A 23,156-nucleotide genomic window follows, 5' to 3' on the forward strand; every position below is an offset into this window, starting at 1 on the left:
CTGTGGAGATAGCAATGCAGAAACCCCTACTTGCCGTGCTGCTTGCCAGCGCGTGCTTCTCGCTCAACGCCCACGCTGCCGACCTGATCCAGGTTTACCAGCAGGCGCTGGCCAACGATGCGACGTATGCGAGCGCGCGCGCCTCGCTGGCCGCCGGCCGCGAGCGGATCACACAGGGGCGTGCAGGCTTGCTGCCGACCGTGGGTCTCAGTGGTGGTATCAGCAAGAACGACAACGAGTTCGATCCATGGAATATCGGCCAGGTGGGCACCTTGCCGAACGGCCAGCCTGGCATCATCGATTCGAGCGGTTCGAACCTGCGCACCAACGAATACACGCTGTCGCTGCAGCAGCCGCTGTATCGCTGGGATCGCTGGCAGACCTACCAGCAGAGCAAGCTGCAGCAGGCGATCGCCGAGGCGCAGTTCGCCCAGGCCCAGCAAGACCTGATCACGCGCGTGGCCACGGCCTATTTCGACGTGCTGGCGGCGCAGGATAAACTGGAGTCGACCCGCGCCCAGAAGGAAGCGACCACCGAACAGCTGGCGTCGGCCAAGCGCAACTTCGAGGTCGGCACCCAGACCATTACCGACACCCACGAGGCGCAGGCCGCGTACGACCTGGTGCTGGCGCAGGAATTCGCCGCCGTCAACGACCTGGACAACAAGCGCAACACGCTGCAGACGATCATCGGCACCGCGCCGGGCAACCTGGCCGCGCTGAAGCCGGGCGTGACGCTGGCGGTGCCGCAGCCGGCATCGGTCGATCCGTGGGTGTCGTCGGCCGAGAACCAGAACTATGGCGTGACCGTCGGCCAGTTGCAGGTCGAGATCGCCATGCGCGACATCTCGCGCAACCGCGCCGGCCACCTGCCGACCGTCGACCTGGTGGCGAGCTCGACCCGCCGCGACGTCAACGGCCGCACCGGCAGCTCGGGCGACACGAAGAACAATGCGATTGGCGTGCAATGGAGTGTGCCGATCTTCAGCGGCTTCGCCGTCACCAGCCGCGTGCGCGAATCGATCGCGCTGGAAGACCGCGCACGCAACGACCTGGAAGCGACCCGCCGCAATGCGGCGCTGCAGGCGCGCCAGTCGTTCCTGGGCGTGAACAGCGGCCTGGCCCAGGTCAAGGCGCTGGAAGCGGCGGAAGTGTCGAGCCAGTCGGCGCTGGAGTCGAACAAGCTGGGTTACCAGGTCGGCGTGCGCATCAATATCGACGTGCTGAACGCCCAGCGCCAGCTGTACCAGACCCGTACCGACCTGTCGCGTGCGCGCTATGACGTGATCATCAACGGCCTGCGCCTGAAGGCGGCGGCCGGATCGCTGCGCGAGGCGGACCTGGTGCCGGTGAACAGCTTGTTGGGAGAGTGATCTTTTGGTGCCTGCGCTTGGGTGCGCAGGCAGGTGTGAACAAGCCCGGTAGGCCAGCGTGCTGGCGCCCCGGGCTTTTTCATTGTTAAATTACAGCGCCCGCGCGCGGCGCCATTGGATCAGTTCGGCGATGGTGAGGATCGGGAAGGCGCGCTCTTCGGCGAACTGCTCGATCTGCTCGCCGCGCATCATGGTGCCGTCCGGGTTCATCAGCTCGCACAGCACGGCGGCCGGCTGCAGGCCGGCCAGCCTGGCCAGGTCGACCGAGCCCTCGGTATGGCCGGCGCGCGCCAGCACGCCGCCCGGCGTCGCGCGCAGCGGGAACACGTGGCCGGGGCGCACCAGGTCGTCCGGCTGCGCATTGCGCGCGATCGCGGCCTGGATGGTGGAGACGCGGTCCGCGGCCGAAACGCCGGTAGTCACGCCGTGGCGGGCTTCGATCGAGACCGTGAACGGGGTGCCGTAGCGGCTGCCGTTTTCCGTCGCCATCGGCGGCAGCTCGAGCGCGCGGACCTTCTCGTCGGACAGGCACAGGCAGACGATGCCGCTGCATTCGCGGATCATCAGCGCCATCGTTTCGACGCTCAGTTTTTCGGCGGCGACGATCAGGTCGGCCTCGTTCTCGCGATCGAAGTCGTCGAGCAGGATGACGGGAATGCCGGCGCGCATGGCGGCCAGGGCGGCGGCGATACGACCTTCGAGATCGTTGCTTTGAAGGGTGTAGGTAGGGACTAACATGTGAAACGCTCCTCGCGGTGGTTGGCGAAAAACGCATCAGGGCAAAGCGAGACCGCGCACCTGTTCAACCGCGAAGGCGCGGGTGAGCAGGCGCATGACAGCGCACATCTTCTTTCATCCGGACTATACCGTCGGCCCTGGCTTCTCACCAAGTCTGCTGACCCTGCTCAATGGGAGTTGAACAAGCGCTCGCGGGCTCGACCCGTGAAGGTCATACCGCCGGTGGGGAATCGCACCCCGCCCCGAAGACGTCATTACATTGTGGTTGCCTGTTGAATAGGCAAGGCGATTGTAGCAGTGTGCGAAAACTTCTGCTCAGCAGCTACCGATTTGGGAATCGAATGGGTAGAGATGCGTCAGGAAGTTTGCTTATGGAAATCCCATGGAATGGCGGTCCGTCTGGCGTTTCTAAATTTTCTGGAATCGAAAAACATGGAATTCATTCAACGTCAGTGATGCTTGGTGTTCCCATGCGTGACGTGGATGTCGAGGGAAGCTAATCAGATAGATTGCGATTGCTGCAGAAAATCGAAGCATTCGTTGTTTCATTATATATTGATTCTTCATGCTCATCTTTCCAAGTGAATTTATCCCGCTGAGGGATTGAAGGCATTCGTTAATTTCTTACTTTTGCTGTTCATCCCACTGCCAGATTGTTTTTCCGTAAGTGGAATCAATATGAGGAAATACTTCGCTCGCTTCGAACCACCGCCGTGAGTCGAGGCGTGCAGGACTGAAGTAATAGCCACTGGTATTGCAAGCTTCTCCAGCATTGAAGCGTAGACTTTCCATTAATGGTGGACTCGAATCACTTCCTTTCTCCAAATCTTCAAACTCACCATCGATAAGTTCGACGTAGCACCAACGAGTTGGGCGCGCTTTAAATGCGTAACGTGCAACTAGGCTCGGAGCTAATTGAGGTTTTAGTGATGTATTTGCATAAGAATCGTTTGCCAAGTCTGGATGTGAAATGTTCGCCAAAACGAAAGCACGCATTGCCGCATCGTCAATCCAGAGCTTTGATCGGCCGACCGCAACTAATGCAGCGAGTCCCAGGTCGTTAAATGTAGAGCTGGGAATGAGTTCGCCGCCTTTTGATCCGTTCCATGCAAACTGCAGCGATGCATGTGGATCGTCGACAGAAATATACACCCCGGTGCGGGGCGGAGTCTGATTCGTATCTGAAATGATATCTGGTAGCAAACGAAATCTCGGGGTCATCTTTAGTTCCGACGCATGTTTTCGCCATGCCAGCGCGAGGCTGAAATCGCTCCATCGGCTCACTTGGAAACGCTTCTGCATCGTGTTATCGATGTTGTGGGCATAGTCCGAAATGTCCGCAAACATGGTGTCAAATTTTTTTTCTTCGTCTGCAGTCGCCCATTGCATAGAGTATTCGCTTAGTCCGCGAGCGCATTGATTCGTACCTGTCACGTGATAAACTTTTGATGGATGATCCGCAATAGCCTCTACAATGGATAATTGGAAGTCAGCTAAAAATTGCCATGCATTATTTGCCCAGTTCTCAGTTGTATCCCGATCTCCCCACTGTGCGCTGCGTAGAAAACGGTCGCGTCCTTCAGCACGGCTTTGTTCAATTTTTTCTTCGGCGAAAAGTTTCAGAAAATTAACTCGATCCCGCAATCCGATTAGGTATTTCAATGATGAGAAGTGATACAGGAGGGCTGCTTGCTTCTTTTGCCATGGGGTCAGTGAGATGATGTGATTCATAAAATATCCTTGTGCAGTTAGGGCTATCTTTTGATTGCTGTAATTTGCCCGGGTAAGGAGGGGAGGCCAATCCTTTGGTGAACATTATTCCCGTCAAATTCAGTTTGCTTCCATCCAGTGTCAAACGGTCCACTGATATTAGGATGGTTTATGGATTCTCGTATTTCCAGATAATTTTCTTTATCTGCGGAGTTTAACTTGTCATATGCGGAACGCTCGATTGGTTCCCCTAGCGTTTTTTCTTTATCATTTCCTATTTTGTAGAACCTAGTAGTGTCATTTCGTGGGTCGCTTCTGTTGATTTTGAAAATAATCTGCTCCCCTCCGCCTTCGAGATGATAGTCTGGGAGCGTGTCTTTCGTCTGGGCCGCCGCAGGGCCTTGCCACGCCTTCAATGTCTCGCCTGGTTTGATATCGTAGATAACAAATTGACCGTTCACGTTCCAATCTGGCCACACTGCCAGAAACTTTCTCCACGCCGCTCGCGGATCGGGTGAGTTTTGTATTTCATTGAACACCTTCTCGCTTATCCAGCAATCGCTCATTGCCCGGCTATTGGGGGATATAATCCGGAAAAGCCGAGCTGGGCCTTTGATTACAACGTTAGCCATTTTATGAAACGACTCAATGTTACCATTGGTTAACGGGGGCCAACCGTTGCTTACCTCCGTGTCAACGCGCAAACGTTCCACATCCGCGATTTGCGGTGGAAAGCTGAAGTTGTTACCAGTGCTGAGCCATGATGGTTTCGGGTTCTTGGTCCGCATCATAGTCACTGCTGCGGCTTCCGGGAGTGCACCGCGGTAATGAATATTTTTGACGTCTATAATTCCGTGCCGATTTCTGAGAGATTCCTTCCCAAGTCGAATAACGATCGCGTCTAAAATTTCTTTGATTGGGTCGCATGCCTTTTTTAGCCCGTCATCTGCTTTTGCGCGAACCCAGACAATTGTATCGAGCGCTGCTTTTGCCTTCGGTCCAACGCGAGGAATATCCTCGACTTTGGTGACCAGCGTCCTTGTTGTACTGATTCCTTTGTCGAACGCGCGCAATAGCGCACTAGGGTTCGTCTTCTCCTTGACTTGCGTAACTTGTTTCGCCAGCCAGGCGAACACGTCGTCCACCTTGAGGCGCCGTAGATACCGCTGACACTCCTCACGCCGTAGCAGGGCAATTACGCACGTCATCGAGGCATCGATCGCAAGAGAAATTCCTTTACCAGTTGTACGCCTGATAAACGAGAAGATCACCTTCAGTGCGCCCTTGACCAAGGACCCCAGAACCGGAAACAGCCCGATGAGCGTCAGCGCCAGCGCCACCCACGACCACATATCGTCCGGTTCCTCGCGCAGCTTCTTGCAGTTCGCGACCAGGTCCCGCACATCGCAGACCTGGTCGACCAGCGGAATCATCGAGATCGCGGCATCGGCCACGATCTGTCCGGTGGACCGGTTCTCGTTGAAGTCTCCCTGAATCGCCTCCCAGAACCACTCCCATGCGCTTTTGTCGTCCTCTGCTTCTGCTTGCGGTGTGCCGGTACTCCATGCAACTGCACTACGCAACTGGGTAGGATTTATCTCGGCCATTGCTATGCTCCGGCAGGCACTGCGTTATGGGGAAGACGTCAACGGGTCAATGCTTCCAGTGGATCGTGAGGAACCTCATCGTCTGGCTTTCGCGGCTTGTAAATGACCTTCTTGACCGCCTTGTTGTCGACGTTCTCGTGCAAGGCCTTGCCGTCCTTGTCGAGCGTTCCGGTAACGACTGGTCCATCCTGAAAATGGATTTCGTAATCGACATCGGGGATGCCCTCGGCGATCTCGGGATCGAGATAGTGCAAGGCAATCCAATGCTGCATCTCGGGACTGAGGTCTCCCGGCAGATTGCGCAAATTGGCGGTCTTGCGACCGCCCTTGTCGAAGAGGTGCTTGCCACCCTTGACCGAGAACTTCCCGGGGCAGGCGAACGTGATATCCCCGCCTTCCAGCGTGATCGCCGACTCGCCCGCCTGCAGCACGATCTTTTCCTTGGCCTTGATCTCGATCCGGTCATTCACCGAGATCACGGTGACTTCCTGGTCCGCCAAAATCTCCAGCTGATCCGTATGCGCCTGCAATGACACCGGCCCGTTCGCCGCGATCGCCTGGATCCCGCCTGCATGCGAAAACAGGCTGGCCGCGCCGCCCGCCACGGTCGACACCGTATGCGCCGCAGCGATATGCAAATCCGACTGCGTCGTCCACTGCATCTGCCCGCCGGCATGGACCACGGTCGATGCCGGCGTCGCCCAATTCACGCTGGCCGCCGAGTCCATCAGCACGATTGCCGCCCCAAATTTTTCAACAGGCTGCTCGCCATCAAGCTCGCGCGACCCCGCCTTGGCCTTGAGTGCCGTCTGTCCCCCAACCGCACCGTCGTACTTGCCCTTGGCCTGGGGATCGATCAACGCAATGAATTCCTCCTGCGCCTTGACAGCATCACTACTGAACAGCGCCTGCGACTGGCCCGCCGCATCGCGCAGCGCGTCGCCCAGCGACTGCGCCGCCTTGAACTGCGCCACCGCCTCGGCCGCATCCATCTGCGTCGACGTGATCCCGCTCCCGAGCTGCGGCCGCGCACTGGTCGACAGCAGCACGCCTTCACCGCCACGCACGACCGCCCAGGCGTCGGTGCGCAGCTCGAAGCCGCTGCCGCGATACCGTCCGCGCCGTAAGGTGCCGGGCGGCTGCTCGATCAGATAACCAAGATTGAGCTCGCTGTCCGCGCTGCTGCTTGCCAGCCGCGTGCGTAACTGGCCGGACGTATCGTCCACCTGCCATTGATTGAAACCCCCGCCATCGAAGTTCCGGCTATGGATCCCCGACAGCACGCCGGCATGATCTGCCCCTGAATCCACGCCAGCCGGGAACGGCGGCAGATCGACGCCGTTATGCAACTGCGCCACGATGACTGGCCGGTCGATGTCGCCTTCGATGAAATCCACCAGCACCTCGGTGCCGATGCGCGGCGCGAACACGGTGCCCCAGTTCGGGCCGGCCAGCGCCTCGGCCACCCGTATCCAGCTGCCGGAAGCGTCATTGCCTGGCGCGCAGCCCCGTTCATCCAGGTTGTGCGAGAGGCCGCCGGGATTCGGATGGACGCCACGTTGCCATGCGAACTGGACCTTTACCTGATGATCGCGCGTACTGGTGGCGACCGCATTCGGCAAGCCGACCACGAGCGCCGTCTGCGGCCCCAGGCTCGTGCAGGGATGCGGCGCGGCGGTCGCGGCCGGCACCAGCGCCACCACGTCGCGCACGCAGGCGAAGGCGTTGCGGTAGGTGCCGTTCTCGACCTGTTTCGCCGCGCCCGCGATGCCCGTGTCGAAGTTGTTGCGCGCCTCGTGCTGGACCCACACCACGGTGAAGGCGTTGGCGCCGGCCGGATAGCGGTCGTGCTGCGTCAAGGTGAAGCCATGTCCCGCCGCCAGCCGGCGCACGGCGCCTGCGCCCTCGAAGACCTTGTTGTCCAGCTCCAGCGCCAGCAGCATCAACTCGCTGTGAACACGCATCGTGGCGCCGGTGTCTCCGCCGATGCGTTCTCCGCTGCCGTCGTGGATGGAGAGCGCGGGCAGGGCGCCGGCATCGAGGTGCGAATTCAGTTCGGACGCAGGCGCCAGCAAGATGGCCGGGTTCCAGCTGCTGATGCTGACGCCGTTCGCGGCAACCCGGCGCCGCGCGTGGAAGGTGTCGATCGCATCGTCGCGCTCGGTCGCGCGCACGCCGTGAAAGCGCAGCATCGCGCCGCCCGGCATCGGGGGAATGCGCGCCCGCCTGTCGAAGATCACCAGCCGGTGCCGCGCCTGGCCGTGGTCGGCGCCCGCCACGGTCTCGAACGGCGCATGCTCGAAGCGCCAGCTCAAGCCCTCGGACGCGAGCAGCCGCGCGAAGAACGCATAATCGCTTTCGCGGTACTGGGTGCAGACGGGCCGCGGCGCCAGTTCCTGCGTCACGTCGAATAACACTTCCACCTGTGGGTAATCCGCCAGTAATTCACAGACGATGTCGCGCACGGTCTTGTTCTGGAACAGGTAGCAGTCGCGCCGCAGCGTCAACAGCGCCAACGCCGGTTCGAGCACCAGGCGGTAGCGGGCGACGCCGCCATCGGCGCCCAGCCAGGAGGCCTGCGTACACAGGCCATGCCAGGCGCGCCGGCCGCCATCCGGCTGCAGCAGGCCGACGCTCAATTCTTCGCCGATGAACGAAGACAGGTCGAGATCGGTCGAGGTGCTGAGCGCATCGACCTCGAAGCGAAACAACGCATTGACGGCCTCGCGTCCCGAAAAGCGCTCCGCCACGAGCGATTGCGTCAAGTCGCTTTTCTGGCTGCTGGCCAGGGTGAGGAGTCGCGCATGCTGGCTCAGGCCCGTGCCGAACAGGCCGAGCGAAGCGGGGTCGGGAAAGGCTCTCATGGGCGCAGGCAGGCCTGGATGGACATCGTCGCTCCTTTGCGTTGGCGGCAATGTCGATCTTAAGAGAGCGGGTCCTCCAGGTGATGCCTGTAGGCATGACGGCCGTCAAACCACAAATGGGATATGCGTAACGGGTAGATCGAAATAAGAAATGGCGCGGTGCCTGGAGGCGCCGCGCCATTTTTTGCTGAAAATTCAGTCAGTGCTCAGGTGCTCAGCCCACCGCCGCCGGCATGGTCGGCGCGCTCGATCAGCTCGACCTTGTAGCCGTCCGGATCGGTGATGAAGGCGATCACGGTGGTGCCGCCCTTGACCGGGCCCGGTTCGCGGGTGATGTTGCCGCCGGCCGCGCGCACCTGTTCGCAGGTGGCGTAGATGTCTTCGGCCGAGATCGCGATGTGGCCGTAGGCGGTGCCCATGTCGTAGCTGTCGGTGCCCCAGTTATAGGTCAGCTCGAGCTCGGCGTGGTCCGGGTTGCTGCCGTAGCCGAGGAAGGCCAGGCTGTACTTGTATTCCGGATTGTCGCTGGTGCGCAGCAGTTTCATGCCCAGCACCTTGGTGTAGAAGTCGATGGAGCGTTGCAGGTCGCCGACCCTCAACATGGTATGCAGGATGCGCATTTTGGCTTGCCCTATGTGTTTCGAAGAACCGCCATTCTATGCGTTCGACGGCATCCTTGCCGGAGGCGCCGCAGGCAGGACGGCCTGCGGCGCGCCGGATCAGTTCTCGAGCTTCGCGTCGAGCGTGATCTTCGCGTTCAGCAGCTTCGAGACCGGGCAGTTTTCCTTGGCCGTGGTGGCCGCCTTGTCGAAGGCTTCCTGGCTTGCGCCAGGGATCTTCGCCACCAGGTCGAGGTGCACGGCCGTGATCGAGAAGCCGCCCTCGACCTTCTCCATCGACACCGTCGCCTTGGTGCGCAGCTCGTCGGCGGTGAGGCCGGCCTGGCCCAGCTGGCCCGACAGCGCCATCGTGAAGCAGCCCGCATGGGCCGCGCCGATCAGCTCTTCGGGATTGGTGCCCGGTGCGTCCTCGAAGCGGGTGTTGAAGCCGTAGGGCTGGTCCTTGAGCGCGCCGCTACCGGTCGACACCTGGCCCTTGCCATCCTTGATGCCGCCACTCCAGACTGCGCTGCCATCGCGTTTGATCGTCATCAGTTATTTCCTTTCCTTGTCGTTGTCTTCGGGTGCAGGCTCGGCGTCATGATCGCGCATGTCGCGATGACGGTCGGGCTGCGGTTTGGCCTGGCCACTGGCGCCGGGGACGGGATCGACCGCCTCCGAAATGCCGGGCGTGTTGCGCGAATCGGTGTCGACCAGGCCCTGCTCGAGGTCCTTGGCCGCCTGTTTCATGACGCCACGTGGCGCCTGGTCTTGCCCGTCCGGCGTCTCGTCGCGTTCATGCGGCTGGCGTTTGACGCCGTCGTTGCTCATCGGTTCCTTGGTATTGACGAACCGGTCCTTGGCTTCGGTCACCATGCTGCTCTCCTTTGCATTTTCGTCATCCTCATCCTAACTGCCTGTCGCTGATTGAGTCGCGCAATTGAACCCCGTAATTTGGTGATGCTTTTTTGCAATTACATCGCTAAGATGAGCGCTTGACCGTATTGACGACAAGCGCACCGTGACTCCAGACACCCTGACTCACCACGCCAGCACCGCCTGCAAGAACTGCGGCGCAACTACCCAGGGCAATTACTGCCAGCAGTGCGGGCAAGCCACCCACCTGCACGTGCCGAGCGCACGCGAATTCCTGCACGAGTTCATCGCCCACTACGTGGCGCTGGAGGGGAAGCTGTGGAAGTCGCTGGCCCTGCTGATCGCCAAACCGGGTTTGCTGACCTGCGAATACATCCAGGGCCGCCGCGTGCGCTATCTGGAGCCGCTGCGCCTGTATCTCACCTTCAGCATCATTTTCTTTGCGCTGTTCAAGCTCAGCGGCGTCGAAGTGGCGCGCTTCGACGAGCCGTCGCCGGCCCTGGCAGCCGCGGTGGCCGAAGGACGCGCCAAGGACACGGTGCTGGGTCCGGCCGTGGGAATGGACGCCGCCGAGTATGAAAGAGTCCTGGGCGTGCTGAACAAGAAGGCCGGCAACGTGCATCCGGTTTTGCGCGAGCGGGTGGCGCGCTTCCTGTCCCTGTCCCCGCAGGCGCAGAGGGCGGCGCTCAAGCAGGCTTTTTTCAGCTATACGCCGTATGCGATCTTCGCCATGATGCCGCTGTTCGCGCTGTACCTGAAGATCCTTTATCTGGGCACCGGACGCCGCTATGGCGAGCATTTCCTGTTCGCCCTGCACGTGAATGCGTTTGCCTTCCTGATGCTGTCCGTGATGATCCTGGTCCCGGAAAGCTGGAAGTTCATCATTTTCGTGCTGCTGCTATGGCTGGTGTTCTACCTGCCGATGGCGATGCGCCGCGTCTACGAACGCGGCTGGGTGGGTACGGTGATCCGGTGGATCGTGCTGATCTTCGCCCACGTCGTGACCCTGGCCTCGGCCGTATTGACCGTGATGGGAATGGTACTGATGGGCTGAACTTGCAGGGGAGGGCGGGCGCCAGCTATACTGTTCATCTATACAGTAATTGCCGAGCGCCGTATGGCAGCCGCAGGGATTATCGGTTAATCTCAGCCTGTCGTTAACCCACTATCGCAGAGACCGTCATGCCCGCTTCGCCCCAACCGCAACAGATCATCGCGCTCGTGGTGCGGCACAACACGGCAGGCGTCGAGGAGCCGGTCGGCCGCATCCGCGACTTCCTGCAATATGGGGGCTACCGGGTGGTGTTCGAGGCCGACACCGCGGCCAACCTGCAACTGGCGAACATCGATTCGATGACCGTGGCCGAGATTGGCGCCCAGGCCGCGATCGGCATCGTGGTCGGCGGCGACGGCACCATGCTGGGCATCGCGCGCCAGCTGGCGGAATATGGCATCCCCCTGGTCGGCATCAACCTGGGCCGGCTCGGCTTCATCACCGACATCCCGCTCGACGACATGTTGCCGGCGCTGGGCGAGATCCTGCAGGGCCGTTCGCGCGCCGAGAAGCGCACCCTCCTCGAGGCGCGCGTGATGCGCGGCGGCGAGCAGATATTCTGCAGCGTGGCGGTCAACGACGTCGTCGTGGCGCGCGGCACCGGCGCCGGCATGGTCGAACTCAAGCTGACCGTCGACGGTCAATTCATGTACAACCAGCGCTCGGACGGCCTGATCGTGTCCACGCCCACCGGTTCCACGGCCTACGCGCTGTCGGCCGGCGGCCCGCTGCTGCATCCGAGCCTGGGGGGCACGGTGCTGGTGCCGATCGCGCCGCACGCGCTGTCGAACCGGCCGATCGTGGTGCCGGACACCAGCGAGATCGTGGTCGAGCTGGTCAGCGGACGCGACATCAGCGTGAACTTCGACATGCAGACCTTCACCAGCCTGCAGCTGGGCGACCGGATCGTCATCTCGCGCTCGCCGCACACGATCACCTTCCTGCATCCGCTCGACTGGAGCTACTACCATACGCTGCGCCAGAAGCTGCACTGGAACGAATACCCCACCAACGACGGCAAGCTCAAGTAAGTCGCCACGATCCAGCGCCTGACCTGATCGCCACAGAATCGCCAATCACCGGAGACCCGATTTTTCATGCTGCGCACACTGACCATCCGCGACTTCGTCATCGTCGACGCCATCGAACTGGAGTTCTCGAACGGCTTTTCGGTGTTCACCGGCGAGACCGGCGCCGGCAAGTCGATCCTGATCGATGCGCTGCAACTGGCGCTGGGCGGACGCGGCGACGCCAGCATGGTGCGCGAAGGCGCGGCCAAAGCCGACATCACGGCCGATTTTTCGCCGACCGAGGCGGCCAGTGCCTGGCTCGAGCAGCATGAATTCAGCATCGAGGAGGGCGGGGCGCTGCTGCGCCGCGTGATCGACAACGCCGGCCGCTCCAAGGCCTATATCAATGGCGTGGCTGCCACCGCAGCCCAGCTGCGCGAACTGGGCGAACTGCTGGTCGACATCCACGGCCAGAATGCCCACCAGTCGCTGCTCAAGCCGGATGCCCAGCGCGCGCTGCTCGACAATCAGATCGCGGTGCGCGATCCGCAGGCGCGCATCGAGGCGCAAGCCGTGTCGCAAGCCTGGCGCGCCTGGCGCGCACTGGTGCGCCAGCGCGAAGAATACGAGACCAATGCCAAGAACGTGCTGATCGAGCGCGAACGTCTCGAGTGGCAGGTCAGCGAGCTCGACAAGCTGGCGCCGAAGGCCGGCGAATGGGCCGAGATCAGCAACGAACACAGCCGCCTGTCGCACGCCGCCAGCCTGCTCGAAGGCGCCCAGGAGGCCCTGGCCGCGATCTCGGAATCGGAGCATCCGATCCTGTCGCAGCTATCCTCGCTGAACGCCAAGCTCGGCAAGCTGGTCGACGTCGACGCCCAGCTGCAGGCGGTGCTCGACTGCATGGAGCCGGCCCGCATCCAGCTGCAAGAGGCGGTGTCCGAGCTGAACAACTACATCGACAAGGTCGAGCTCGACCCTGGCCGCCTGCGCGAGGTCGATGCCCGCATGGACGCCCTGCACAGCGCTGCGCGCAAGTACCGCGTCACGCCCGAAGAACTGCCCGAAGAACATGCGCAATTGGCCACCAAGCTGCGCCAGCTGGCCGACGCCACCGATATCGACGGCCTGCGCAAGCAGGAAGGCAAGGCCGCAGCCGCCTATATGGACGTAGCCGGGCGCCTGTCGGTGCGCCGCATCAAGGCCGCCGCCGAGCTGGGCACGCAAGTGACGGCCGCGATGCAGGAGCTCAGCATGAGCGGCGGCAGCTTCGCCATCGGTCTCAACAGCGGCGAGCCGGGCGCGCATGGCCTCGAGCAGGTGGAATTCCTGGTCGCCGGCCATGCCGGCGTGGCGCCGCGTGCGCTGGCCAAGGTGGCCTCGGGCGGCGAACTGGCGCGCATCTCGCTGGCGATCTCGGTGATCACCTCGAACGCGACCACGGTGCCGACTCTGATCTTCGACGAGGTCGACACCGGCATCGGCGGCGGCGTGGCCGAGGTGGTGGGGCGCCTGTTGAAGCGCCTGGGCCAGCAGCGGCAAGTGCTGTGCGTGACCCACCTGCCGCAGGTGGCGAGCCAAGCCAACCAGCACTTCCAGGTGGCCAAGGGCACGACCGGCGAAGGGCGCACCGTCTCGCGCATCGACGTGCTCGACAGCCGCGCACGGGTCGAAGAGGTGGCGCGCATGCTGGGCGGAATCGAGATCACCGAGACCACGCGCAAGCATGCGCGGGAATTGCTCGCTTCCTGAACCACTGCGCTTGTGCTATTGAACTCTTCATTCTGATGTCATGCCACTTTCTCCATTCTGTGGCAGAGTGACGTTCGACCTGCGGCCCGCACGCCGCAGCATCGTTCGCCAACCTCAACCATGGAAGGAATTCGCATGAGCATCGAAAAAGTCCTGTACCGCGCCCAAGCCACCTCGCAAGGTGGCCGTGAAGGCACCTCGAAAAGTTCCGACGGTGTCCTTGACCTGAAACTGAGCACGCCGAAGGAACTGGGCGGCGGTGGCGGCCCGGGCACCAATCCGGAGCAGCTGTTCGCGGCCGGCTACTCGGCCTGCTTCCTGGGCGCCCTGAAGTTCGTGGCCGGCCAGGCCAAGGTTGCGCTGCCGCAAGACCTGACCATCACCGGCGACGTCGGCATCGGCCAGATCCCGACCGGCTTCGGCATCGAGGTCGACCTCACCATCAAGGCGCCCGGCATGGACCAGGCCCAGCTGCAAGAGCTGGTCGACAAGGCCCACATCGTGTGCCCGTACTCGAACGCCACCCGCGGCAATATCGACGTGCGCCTGCACGTGAACACCTGATCCAGGCGGCACAAGACAGGTTCCGTGGTCAGAGCGCCACGGATGGCGGTGGCGCCGCCCCGGCAAAAGGGGGCGTCACCCGCCCGGGCGGCATGCCGCATTTATAATAAGCAAGTCCTGTCACCATCCTCCATCTATGCCATTTCGTAAAGAACCGCCTCACATGCACGGCGCCGTGTCGCACAGCGCGATCGTCCTGGTCAACCTCGGCACCCCCGACGAGCCGACCCGCTCGAGCGTGCGCCGCTACCTGAAGCAGTTCCTGTCCGATCCGCGCGTGGTCGAGATCCCCAGCCGCATCTGGTGGTTCATCCTGAACCTGTTCATCCTGCCGTTCCGCTCCGGCCAGTCGGCCGCCAAGTACCGCACCATCTGGACCCGCGAAGGCTCGCCCTTGCGCATCCACACCGCCCGGCAGGCGGAAAAACTGCATGCCGTGCTGGCCGAACGCGGCCATGAAGACGTCCAAGTGGCGATGGCCATGCGCTACGGCACGCCGTCCCTGCCCGACGTGCTCGATCAACTGAAGGCCGACGGTTGCGACCGCATCGTCGTGCTGCCCGCCTACCCGCAGTATTCCGGCACCACCACCGCCTCGATCTGGGATTCGGTGTTCCAGCACTACGCGCACGTGCGCAACGTGCCCGAGCTGCGCCTGGTGAAGCACTACCACGACCACGAAGGCTATATCAACGCGCTGCGCGACAGCGTGCAGGCCCACTGGGACGCCCACGGCCGCGGCCAGAAGCTGGTGATGAGCTTCCACGGCACGCCCAAGCGCACCCTCGAGCTGGGCGACCCGTATTTCTGCGAGTGCCAGAAGACCGGGCGCCTGCTGGCCGAGGCGCTCGGCCTCGCGCCGGACGACTACCTGGTCACCTTCCAGTCGCGCTTCGGCAAGGCCGAATGGCTGCAGCCGTACACCGCGCCGACCGTGCAGCAGCTGGCGCGCGACGGCGTCGAGCGCATCGACGTGATCTGTCCGGGCTTCACCAGCGACTGCCTCGAGACGCTGGAAGAGATCTCGATGGAAGTGCGGCACGACTTCGAAGCCAATGGCGGCAAGGAGTTCCACTACATTCCCTGCCTGAACGCGTCGCCGTCCTGGATCCGCGGCATGGCCGAGATCGCCGAGCAGCACCTGATCGGCTGGTCCACGATCCAGAACCCGGCCCAGCGCGAGGCACGCCGACTCGACGCCGAGCGCGGCGCGCAGAACGCGGCCCGCCTGGGCGCCTGACCTGTTCCACACCCGGCATGCCGGCACCAGGCCGGCATCGATACCAAGGGCGTCCGCAAGCGCTTGCTTATTGACAACCTGCTAAAATGCCAGGTTGTTGGTGCTGGGTGCCGTATTGATCCGTTTTTTACATGGCATCTCTGCAATTCCCCTTGAAATTGTAGGAGATCGCCCCATCTGGGGCGCTGTGTATCGATCAGGATACGTTTTCAACTCAGCCAAGTCCTTGATTCTAGGAGTTTTTCCGATGCAAGACCAAGAAAACAAAGAGGTGCTCGACCAGCAAGCTGGCGAAGCGCCTGCCGCTGACGCCACCGGGGCTGCGACCGAACAAACCGCGGCGCCGGCCGCTCCGTCCGCAGAGCCAAGCCTCGAAGAACAACTGAGCGCCACCGAAGCCAAGCTGGCCGAGATGCATGACGCCTTCATGCGCGCCAAGGCCGAAGCCGACAATATCCGCCGCCGCGCCCAGGAAGACGTGAGCAAGGCCCATAAATTCGCCATCGAAAGCTTCGCCGAGGCCATGGTGCCGGTGCGCGACAGCCTGGAAATGGCCGTCAAGGTCGAAGCCCCGACGGTCGAGTCGATCAAGGAAGGCGTCGAAATGACCCTCAAGCAGCTCACCGCCGCCTTCGAGAAGAACCGCCTGGTCGAAGTGATGCCGCAGGCGGGCGACAAGCTGGACCCGAACAAGCACCAGGCCGTGGCCGTCGTGCCGTCGGAACAGGAAGCCAATACGGTGGTCACCGTGCTGCAGAAGGGCTATATGATCGCCGACCGCCTGCTGCGTCCGGCCATCGTGACCGCCGCGGCGCCGAAATAAGGACCGGCAGCGGCATCCGTGTGTGTTCTAACCGACGCTGTCAACTGGACCACTTGAAAGCACGCTGCTCCTTCCCAATATTGAATCCATCAGAAATTCACAAATACTAAAGGAACACATCATGGGCAAAATCATCGGTATCGACCTGGGCACCACCAACTCCTGCGTCGCCATCATGGAAAACGGTACCCCGAAGGTGATCGAGAATGCCGAAGGCGCGCGCACCACGCCGTCGATCATCGCCTACCAGGAAGACGGCGAGATCCTCGTCGGCGCGCCGGCCAAGCGCCAGGCCGTCACCAATCCAAAGAACACCCTGTTCGCCGTCAAGCGCCTCATCGGCCGCAAGTTCGACGAGAAGGAAGTGCAGAAAGACATCAGCTTGATGCCGTACCAGATCGTCAAGGCCGACAACGGCGACGCCTGGGTCAGCGTGCGCGACAAGAAACTGGCAGCCCAGCAGATCTCGGCTGAAGTCCTGCGCAAGATGAAGAAGACCGCCGAGGACTACCTGGGCGAAGAAGTCACCGAAGCCGTCATCACCGTGCCGGCCTACTTCAACGACTCGCAGCGCCAGGCGACCAAGGACGCCGGCCGCATCGCCGGTCTGGACGTCAAGCGCATCATCAACGAGCCGACCGCGGCCGCGCTGGCATTCGGCCTGGACAAGACCGACAAGGGCGACCGCAAGATCGCCGTGTATGACCTCGGTGGCGGCACCTTCGACGTCTCGATCATCGAGATCGCGGACGTGGACGGCGAGAAGCAGTTCGAAGTGCTGTCGACCAACGGCGACACCTTCCTGGGCGGCGAAGACTTCGACCAGCGCGTGATCGACTACATCATCGACGAATTCAAGAAGATCAACGGCCTCGACCTGTCGAAGGACCCGATCGCCCTGCAGCGCATCAAGGCCTCGGCCGAGCGCGCCAAGATCGAACTGTCGTCGTCGCAGCAGACCGAGATCAACGAGCCGTACATCGCCATGGCCAACGGCGCCCCGGTCCACCTGAACCTCAAGATCACCCGCGCCAAGCTGGAGTCGCTGGTGGAGGAACTGATCGCCAAGACCATCGAGCCATGCCGCATCGCCATCAAGGATGCGGGCGTAAAGGTCTCGGACATCGACGACATCATCCTGGTCGGCGGCATGACCCGCATGCCGAAGGTGCAAGAGAAAGTTAAAGAGTTCTTCGGCAAGGACGCACGCAAGGACGTGAACCCGGACGAAGCCGTCGCCGTCGGCGCCGCCATCCAGGGCTCGGTCCTGTCGGGCGAGCGCAAGGACCTGCTGCTGCTGGACGTGACCCCGCTGTCGCTGGGCATCGAGACCCTGGGCGGCGTGATGACCAAGATGATCCACAAGAACACCACGATCCCGACCAAGTTCTCGCAGGTGTTCTCGACCGCCGACGACAACCAGCCGGCCGTGACCATCAAGGTCTACCAGGGCGAGCGTGAAATCGCGCAGGGCAACAAGAGCCTGGGCGAGTTCAACCTGGAAGGCATCCCGCCGGCAGCACGCGGCACCCCGCAGATCGAAGTGACCTTCGACATCGACGCCAACGGCATCCTGCACGTCGGCGCGAAAGACAAGGCTACCGGCAAGGAAAACAAGATCACCATCAAGGCCAACTCGGGCCTGTCGGAAGAAGAAATCCAGAAGATGGTGAAGGACGCCGAGCTGAACGCGGAAGAAGACAAGAAGGTCAAGGAACTGGCCGAAGCCCGCAACCAGGGCGACGCGCTGGTCCACTCGACCCGCAAGTCGCTGACCGAGTACGGCGACAAGCTGGACGCGGCCGAGAAAGAGAAGATCGAAGCGGCGATCACCGACCTGGAAGGCGCGATCAAGAGCGGCGACAAGGCGGACATCGATGCCAAGACCGCGGCCCTGTCGAGCGCAGCGCAGTCGCTGGGCGAGAAGATGTACGCCGACATGCAGGCGCAGCAGGCTGGCGCGGCCGGCGCTCCGGGCGCTGCTGGTGCGGGTGCGGCCGGTGGCGAACAGTCGGCCAAGCAGGACGACGACGTGGTCGACGCCGACTTCAAGGAAGTGAAGGACGCCAAGTAAGCGTCTTTGGCGCGGGAACGGACAGTTTCCCGCGCACAGGCCGAGCCGATACCTTCGCTGGTTCATCGGCTCGGTTTTTTTGATTTAAAAGAATACAGCAGATAACTTTAGGTGCCGACCATGGCGAAGCGTGATTTTTACGAGATCCTCGGGGTCGCAAAGGGTGCGTCGGAAGACGAGATCAAGAAGTCGTATCGCAAGCTTGCGATGAAGTACCACCCTGACCGCAACCCGGACAACAAGGAAGCGGAAGAGAAGTTCAAGGAGGTCAAAGAGGCCTACGAGATGCTGACCAATCCGGAGAAGCGCGAAGCGTATGACCGCTACGGTCACGCCGGCGTCGATCCGAACAGCGGCATGGGCGGCGGCTTCGGCGGCGGCGCGGGCGGTTTCGGCGACGCCTTCGGCGACATCTTCGGCGACATCTTCGGCGGCGGCCGTGGCGGCCGCGGTGGCGGCCCGCAGGTGTACCGCGGCGCCGACCTGCGCTACAACCTCGAGATCACGCTGGAACAGGCGGCCCACGGCTTCGACACCACCATCCGCGTGCCGAGCTGGGACAAGTGCGACACCTGCCACGGCAGCGGCGCCAAGCCGGGCACCCAGCCCGTGACCTGCACCACCTGCGCCGGCCACGGCCAGGTGCGCATGCAGCAGGGCTTCTTCAGCATCCAGCAGACCTGCCCGAAATGCCATGGCAGCGGCAAGATCATCCCCGAGCCGTGCGCGGCCTGCGGCGGTGCCGGACGCATCAAGCGCAACAAGACGCTGGAAGTGAAGATCCCGGCCGGCATCGACAACGGCATGCGCATCCGCTCGTCGGGCAATGGCGAGCCGGGCACCAATGGCGGGCCGCCGGGCGACCTGTATGTGGAGATCCACATCAAGCAGCACGCGGTGTTCCAGCGCGAAGGCGACGACCTGCATTGCGAAATGCCGATCTCGTTTTCCAAGGCGGCCCTGGGCGGCGAGATCGAGGTGCCGACCCTCACCGGCAAGGTGTCGTTCACGGTGCCCGAAGGCACCCAGACCGGCAAGACCTTCCGCCTCAAGGGCAAGGGCATCAAGAACGTGCGCTCGGGCTATACCGGCGACCTGTTCTGCCATGTGGTGGTCGAGACCCCGGTCAAGCTGACCGACAAGCAGAAGGAACTGCTGCGCGAGTTCGACCGCCTCACCAGCGAAGGCGGTTCCAAGCACAGCCCGCAGAGCAAGGGCTGGATGGACAAGGTCAAGGACTTCTTCGAATAAGCGGCTTTGCCGAAACCGCCGAGCGGCACACGCCCTCGGCGGTTTTTTTTGCCTCGCCACGCCGCTGCCGAAGGTCACGCAACGCTGTTACACTTCACGTAATTTTGAGGAGCATCGCCGAAGCGCCCACGCGAGATGGGCCAGGCAACGTCGATCGGGACACCTTCCGCTCGACGGCAACACGACAATACAAGGAATCACGATGGACAAGTACAAGACCAAGGGATTGACCGCGAGCGAGCTGTTCGAACGGAACCGCACCTGGGCCGCCTCGATGGTGGCCGAAGATCCGAACTTCTTCAAGGCGCTGCAAGACCAGCAGGCGCCCGAATACCTGTGGATCGGCTGCTCGGACAGCCGCGTGCCGGCCAACGAGCTGCTGGGCATGGCGCCGGGCGAGCTGTTCGTCCACCGCAACATCGCCAACGTGGTCGTGCACTCCGACCTGAACTGCCTGTCGGTGCTGCAGTTCGCGATCGACGTGCTCAAGGTCAAGCACATCATCATCTGCGGCCACTACGGCTGCTCGGGCGTGCACGCGGCGCTGACCGACGGCCGCGTCGGCCTGGCCGACAACTGGCTCGGCCACGTGCGCGACGTGCGCGACAAGCATGGCAAATACCTGGGCAACGTGGTCGGCCGCGCCGCCACCAACCGCCTGGTCGAACTGAACGTGGCCGAGCAGGTCATGAACACGGCCCACACCACCATCGTGCGCGACGCCTGGGAACGCGGCCAGCCGCTGACCATCCACAGCTGGGTGTACGGCGTGCACGACGGCCTGCTGCGCGACCTTGGCATCACCATCAGCAGCTTCGAAGAAATCGCGCCCAAGCTCGAGCGCGTGCTGAGCGGCTACGTGGACGGCGGAGAAGTGCGTGACGAACGCCGCGGACAGTGATCTCGCACGCCTGCGCGCCATCGTCCGCACCTTCGTGGACGAGCGCGACTGGGACCAGTTCCACACGCCCAAGAACCTCGCCTCGGCCCTGAGCGTCGAGGCGGCCGAGCTGCTGGAGCATTTCCAGTGGCTGCAGTCGGGCCGGCTTGACGAACTCGGCGCCGCCAAGCTGCAGGAGGTGCGCCACGAGATGGCCGACGTGCTGGTCTACCTGGTGCGGCTGGCCGACAAGCTGGACGTCGACTTGTTGGCGGCGGTGGAAGACAAGATGGTGCTCAACCGCGCCAAATACCCGGCCGATCAGGTGCGCGGCGACATGCGCAAGTACGACGAGTACAAGAGATAGACGGGCATGGCGGGCCGGCCCTCAAAGGCCCGCCATGCAGATGTATTTCACGACGAGATAATCGTCGATGCCGTAGACCGAGCCTTCGCGCCCCACCCCCGATTGCTTGACGCCGCCGAACGGCGCGACCTCGGTCGAGATGATCCCCGTGTTCACGCCCACGATCCCGGTTTCGATCGCCTCGGCCACCCGCCACACGCGGCCGAGGTCGCGCGCATAGAAATACGATGCCAGCCCGAACTCGGTATCGTTGGCCAGCTTGATCACTTCTTCCTCGGTCTTGAAGCGGAACAGCGGCGCCACCGGCCCGAAGGTTTCTTCGCGCGCCACCAGCATGTGCGGCGTCACGCCGGTGAGCACGGTCGGCTCGAAAAAGGTCTGGCCCAGCGCATGGCGCTTGCCGCCCGCGATGAGCTTCGCCCCTTTATCCAGCGCATCGGCGATGTGCTGCTCGACCTTGCGCACCGCCTTCTCCTCGATCAGCGGTCCCTGATCGACCCCTTCCTCGCGGCCGTCGCCGACCTTCAGCTTGCCGACCGCCGCCGCCAGCTTGCGCGCGAACGCGTCGTACACGCCGTCCTGCACGTACAGGCGGTTCGCGCACACGCAGGTCTGGCCCATATTGCGGTACTTGGAGGCGATCGCACCCTCGACCGCGGCGTCGAGGTCGGCATCGTCGAACACGATGAAGGGGGCGTTGCCGCCCAGCTCGAGCGACAGCTTCTTGATCGTCGGCGCGCATTGTTCCATCAGCAGGCGGCCCACCTCCGTCGAGCCGGTAAAGCTCAGCTTGCGCACGAGGGGATTGGCCGTCATCTCGCCGCCGATCGCGGTCGTGTCGCCGGTCACCACGCTGAACACGCCCCGGGGCACGCCGGCGCGTTCGGCCAGCACGGCCAGGGCCAGCGCCGACAGCGGGGTCAGTCCGGCGGGTTTCAGGACGATCGGGCAACCGGCGGCCAGCGCCGGCGCCACCTTGCGCGCGATCATCGCGGCCGGGAAGTTCCAGGGCGTGATCGCGGCGCACACGCCGACCGGTTCCTTGGTGACCAGGATGCGGCTGTCGGGCCAGGGCGAGGCCAGGGTCTCGCCGGCGATGCGCTTGGCCTCTTCGCCGAACCATTCGAAAAAGGCGGCGGCGTAGCCGATCTCGCCTTTCGATTCGGCCAGCGGCTTGCCCTGCTCGAGCGTCATCAGGAGCGCCAGGTCGTCGGCGTTTTCCATCATCAGGTCGTGCCACTTGCGCAGGATGGCGGCGCGTTCCTTCGCCAGCTTCTTGCGCCAGGCGGGCCAGGCCGCGTTGGCGGCCTCGATCGCGCGCCGGGTCTCGGCCGCGCCCATGCGCGGCACCGTGGCGATGGTGTCGCCGTTGGCGGGATTGGTCACGGCGGTGGTGTCCTTGCCGTCGGCATCGCACCAGGCGCCGTCGACATAGGCTTGCCGGCGCAGCAGGGAAGGGTCGGTCAGGTTCGGCATGGCGGTCCTCGTCGGTCGTGTAACGGGACTCATGGTAGACCGTTTCGGGGAAGGGCGGAGCGAGGCTGGAAGAGCAGGACCTGCCGCGGCGCCGCCCGCGGCAAGTCCTTCAAGCCTGGCTGGCGACGTCGTCGCCGGCCAGGCCGCAGGAACGGTCAGCCCTTGTGGATCCTGCGACGACGGGTGGCGGCCACCCCGAGCAGGCCGGCGCCGAGGGTGAGCAGGGTGGCCGGCTCGGGGACCTCGGATGGGGTGTTCGGCGTCACGTCGGCGGTCAGCTCCGACCATGCGAAGTTCACGGTCTGGAGCAGGCCGGAGACACGGATCGTGACGTCCAGAATGCCGGTGTCCTGCAGCGCCGTCTTGACATCGAAGTCGTAGGTCTGGCCGAAGAGCGAGACGTTCTGGACAGTCTCGGACAGGTTTCCGTTGAAGAAGAATCTGACCGTTTCCGAACCCAGGAGAATGTCGTACAGGCGGACGTCGAGTGTTGCCCAATTCAGGGTGGCATCATCCGGTAGCCCGGACGACGTCAGGTCATGCGAGTAGGACACCGGGGTGAGGAACGTGACAAAGCGGTCCGGTTCCGGATTATAGAGACTTGTGTATTCAATCGCATGCACGGCGCCGGTCGTCGCCAGCATCAAGACAGCAGCACCAGCCAGTTTTTTCAGGACTTTCATGATTACCCTCCGTTTTGGTTTGGTTTCGAGTAACACGTCGCTTCGATTTGAAGCAAAAGCCTTGATGCAATTCGCGTGCCACGGATGAGCGTTTGATAAAAATCAAAAGCTCACCCAAAATGCATGGAAATTTGACCAACTGTATGTAATTTTGCCCGACACCACCAAATGGTGTAGTGACTTTGTCGGTCTGGTTTTTCGCCGTTCACATCGAT

The 23,156-nt window shown here is 62.6% G+C and carries 20 protein-coding genes and 1 riboswitch; of the genes, 11 read left to right on the top strand and 9 right to left on the bottom strand.

Features of this window, described 5'->3' with window-relative positions:
- Positions 1-14: 14 nt before the first annotated feature.
- Positions 15-1,373, top strand: a complete 1,359-nt coding sequence (locus DIR46_RS15885; protein WP_109346087.1) for a TolC family outer membrane protein — start codon at positions 15-17, stop codon at positions 1,371-1,373.
- A 90-nt stretch (positions 1,374-1,463) separates the two neighbouring features.
- Here the strand turns inward: DIR46_RS15885 and ribB are convergent, their stop codons facing one another.
- The 7 genes from ribB to DIR46_RS15915 form a co-directional block, all read right to left on the bottom strand.
- On the bottom strand, positions 1,464-2,111 hold the full coding sequence (ribB, locus tag DIR46_RS15890) for a 3,4-dihydroxy-2-butanone-4-phosphate synthase (RefSeq protein WP_109346088.1): 648 nt from the start codon (positions 2,109-2,111) through the stop codon (positions 1,464-1,466).
- A gap of 102 nt (positions 2,112-2,213) precedes the next feature.
- Positions 2,214-2,365: riboswitch (FMN riboswitch) on the bottom strand.
- A 370-nt stretch (positions 2,366-2,735) separates the two neighbouring features.
- Positions 2,736-3,842: a hypothetical protein gene (locus DIR46_RS26630; protein ID WP_162819527.1), complete on the bottom strand. Its 1,107-nt coding sequence runs from the start codon at positions 3,840-3,842 to the stop codon at positions 2,736-2,738.
- A gap of 23 nt (positions 3,843-3,865) precedes the next feature.
- A complete protein-coding gene (locus DIR46_RS15895; RefSeq protein ID WP_109346089.1) occupies positions 3,866-5,428 on the bottom strand; it encodes a hypothetical protein in 1,563 nt (520 codons plus the stop codon).
- A gap of 38 nt (positions 5,429-5,466) precedes the next feature.
- Positions 5,467-8,292 carry a type VI secretion system Vgr family protein gene (locus DIR46_RS15900; RefSeq protein ID WP_109346090.1) on the bottom strand — a complete coding sequence of 942 codons (2,826 nt, stop codon included), beginning with the start codon at positions 8,290-8,292 and terminating at the stop codon, positions 5,467-5,469.
- A gap of 206 nt (positions 8,293-8,498) precedes the next feature.
- Complete coding sequence (gloA, locus tag DIR46_RS15905; RefSeq protein ID WP_109346091.1) at positions 8,499-8,912, bottom strand: lactoylglutathione lyase; 414 nt, start codon at positions 8,910-8,912, stop codon at positions 8,499-8,501.
- Positions 8,913-9,011: 99 nt separating this feature from the next.
- A complete protein-coding gene (locus DIR46_RS15910; protein ID WP_109346092.1) occupies positions 9,012-9,443 on the bottom strand; it encodes an OsmC family protein in 432 nt (143 codons plus the stop codon).
- A 3-nt stretch (positions 9,444-9,446) separates the two neighbouring features.
- Positions 9,447-9,767, bottom strand: a complete 321-nt coding sequence (locus DIR46_RS15915) for a hypothetical protein (RefSeq protein ID WP_109346093.1) — start codon at positions 9,765-9,767, stop codon at positions 9,447-9,449.
- Positions 9,768-9,912: 145 nt separating this feature from the next.
- Between DIR46_RS15915 and DIR46_RS15920 the strand changes: the two genes are divergently transcribed.
- From DIR46_RS15920 to DIR46_RS15965, 10 genes are all read left to right on the top strand, one after another.
- A complete protein-coding gene (locus tag DIR46_RS15920) occupies positions 9,913-10,821 on the top strand; it encodes a DUF3667 domain-containing protein (protein ID WP_109346094.1) in 909 nt (302 codons plus the stop codon).
- A gap of 128 nt (positions 10,822-10,949) precedes the next feature.
- On the top strand, positions 10,950-11,852 hold the full coding sequence (locus DIR46_RS15925) for an NAD kinase (protein ID WP_109346095.1): 903 nt from the start codon (positions 10,950-10,952) through the stop codon (positions 11,850-11,852).
- 66 nt (positions 11,853-11,918) lie between these two features.
- Positions 11,919-13,583 carry a DNA repair protein RecN gene (recN, locus tag DIR46_RS15930; protein ID WP_109346096.1) on the top strand — a complete coding sequence of 555 codons (1,665 nt, stop codon included), beginning with the start codon at positions 11,919-11,921 and terminating at the stop codon, positions 13,581-13,583.
- Positions 13,584-13,718: 135 nt separating this feature from the next.
- The gene (locus tag DIR46_RS15935; RefSeq protein ID WP_005664912.1) at positions 13,719-14,147 is read left to right on the top strand and encodes an organic hydroperoxide resistance protein; all 429 of its coding nucleotides are present in this window, start codon (positions 13,719-13,721) and stop codon (positions 14,145-14,147) included.
- A gap of 136 nt (positions 14,148-14,283) precedes the next feature.
- On the top strand, positions 14,284-15,387 hold the full coding sequence (gene hemH / locus DIR46_RS15940; RefSeq protein WP_109346097.1) for a ferrochelatase: 1,104 nt from the start codon (positions 14,284-14,286) through the stop codon (positions 15,385-15,387).
- A 247-nt stretch (positions 15,388-15,634) separates the two neighbouring features.
- On the top strand, positions 15,635-16,210 hold the full coding sequence (grpE, locus tag DIR46_RS15945; RefSeq protein WP_109346098.1) for a nucleotide exchange factor GrpE: 576 nt from the start codon (positions 15,635-15,637) through the stop codon (positions 16,208-16,210).
- 121 nt (positions 16,211-16,331) lie between these two features.
- On the top strand, positions 16,332-18,284 hold the full coding sequence (gene dnaK, locus DIR46_RS15950) for a molecular chaperone DnaK (RefSeq protein ID WP_109346099.1): 1,953 nt from the start codon (positions 16,332-16,334) through the stop codon (positions 18,282-18,284).
- A gap of 120 nt (positions 18,285-18,404) precedes the next feature.
- Positions 18,405-19,535, top strand: coding sequence for a molecular chaperone DnaJ (gene dnaJ, locus DIR46_RS15955; protein WP_109346100.1), 1,131 nt, complete (start codon positions 18,405-18,407; stop codon positions 19,533-19,535).
- 202 nt (positions 19,536-19,737) lie between these two features.
- On the top strand, positions 19,738-20,436 hold the full coding sequence (gene can, locus DIR46_RS15960; protein ID WP_109346101.1) for a carbonate dehydratase: 699 nt from the start codon (positions 19,738-19,740) through the stop codon (positions 20,434-20,436).
- Complete coding sequence (locus tag DIR46_RS15965) at positions 20,414-20,782, top strand: nucleotide pyrophosphohydrolase (RefSeq protein WP_109346102.1); 369 nt, start codon at positions 20,414-20,416, stop codon at positions 20,780-20,782. Before can ends, DIR46_RS15965 begins: the two co-directional genes overlap by 23 nt.
- A 21-nt stretch (positions 20,783-20,803) precedes the next feature.
- On the opposite strand, the gene DIR46_RS15970 is transcribed toward DIR46_RS15965, so the two are convergent.
- Together DIR46_RS15970 and DIR46_RS15975 are read right to left on the bottom strand one after the other, a co-directional pair.
- Positions 20,804-22,258, bottom strand: a complete 1,455-nt coding sequence (locus DIR46_RS15970; protein WP_109346103.1) for an NAD-dependent succinate-semialdehyde dehydrogenase — start codon at positions 22,256-22,258, stop codon at positions 20,804-20,806.
- Positions 22,259-22,413: 155 nt separating this feature from the next.
- Entirely contained in the window at positions 22,414-22,941 is a 528-nt protein-coding gene (locus DIR46_RS15975; protein ID WP_109346104.1) for a PEP-CTERM sorting domain-containing protein, read from the bottom strand.
- Between the last annotated feature and the right edge of the window lie 215 nt (positions 22,942-23,156).

This window comes from Massilia oculi, assembly GCF_003143515.1.
Classification (GTDB): Bacteria; Pseudomonadota; Gammaproteobacteria; order Burkholderiales; family Burkholderiaceae_D; genus Telluria; species Telluria oculi.

Excerpts from the sequence above, each read along its gene's own strand:
- DIR46_RS15900 (WP_109346090.1), bottom strand. The coding sequence starts at position 8,292 with ATGAGAGCCTTTCCCGACCCCGCTTCGCTCGGCCTGTTCGGCACGGGC.
- hemH (WP_109346097.1), top strand. The coding sequence starts at position 14,284 with ATGCCATTTCGTAAAGAACCGCCTCACATGCACGGCGCCGTGTCGCAC.
- DIR46_RS15910 (WP_109346092.1), bottom strand. The coding sequence starts at position 9,443 with ATGACGATCAAACGCGATGGCAGCGCAGTCTGGAGTGGCGGCATCAAG.
- can (WP_109346101.1), top strand. The coding sequence starts at position 19,738 with ATGGACAAGTACAAGACCAAGGGATTGACCGCGAGCGAGCTGTTCGAA.
- grpE (WP_109346098.1), top strand. The coding sequence starts at position 15,635 with ATGCAAGACCAAGAAAACAAAGAGGTGCTCGACCAGCAAGCTGGCGAA.
- DIR46_RS15925 (WP_109346095.1), top strand. The coding sequence starts at position 10,950 with ATGCCCGCTTCGCCCCAACCGCAACAGATCATCGCGCTCGTGGTGCGG.
- DIR46_RS15935 (WP_005664912.1), top strand. The coding sequence starts at position 13,719 with ATGAGCATCGAAAAAGTCCTGTACCGCGCCCAAGCCACCTCGCAAGGT.
- DIR46_RS15970 (WP_109346103.1), bottom strand. The coding sequence starts at position 22,258 with ATGCCGAACCTGACCGACCCTTCCCTGCTGCGCCGGCAAGCCTATGTC.
- DIR46_RS15915 (WP_109346093.1), bottom strand. The coding sequence starts at position 9,767 with ATGGTGACCGAAGCCAAGGACCGGTTCGTCAATACCAAGGAACCGATG.
- DIR46_RS15895 (WP_109346089.1), bottom strand. The coding sequence starts at position 5,428 with ATGGCCGAGATAAATCCTACCCAGTTGCGTAGTGCAGTTGCATGGAGT.
- gloA (WP_109346091.1), bottom strand. The coding sequence starts at position 8,912 with ATGCGCATCCTGCATACCATGTTGAGGGTCGGCGACCTGCAACGCTCC.
- DIR46_RS15975 (WP_109346104.1), bottom strand. The coding sequence starts at position 22,941 with ATGAAAGTCCTGAAAAAACTGGCTGGTGCTGCTGTCTTGATGCTGGCG.
- recN (WP_109346096.1), top strand. The coding sequence starts at position 11,919 with ATGCTGCGCACACTGACCATCCGCGACTTCGTCATCGTCGACGCCATC.
- dnaJ (WP_109346100.1), top strand. The coding sequence starts at position 18,405 with ATGGCGAAGCGTGATTTTTACGAGATCCTCGGGGTCGCAAAGGGTGCG.
- dnaK (WP_109346099.1), top strand. The coding sequence starts at position 16,332 with ATGGGCAAAATCATCGGTATCGACCTGGGCACCACCAACTCCTGCGTC.
- DIR46_RS26630 (WP_162819527.1), bottom strand. The coding sequence starts at position 3,842 with ATGAATCACATCATCTCACTGACCCCATGGCAAAAGAAGCAAGCAGCC.
- ribB (WP_109346088.1), bottom strand. The coding sequence starts at position 2,111 with ATGTTAGTCCCTACCTACACCCTTCAAAGCAACGATCTCGAAGGTCGT.
- DIR46_RS15885 (WP_109346087.1), top strand. The coding sequence starts at position 15 with ATGCAGAAACCCCTACTTGCCGTGCTGCTTGCCAGCGCGTGCTTCTCG.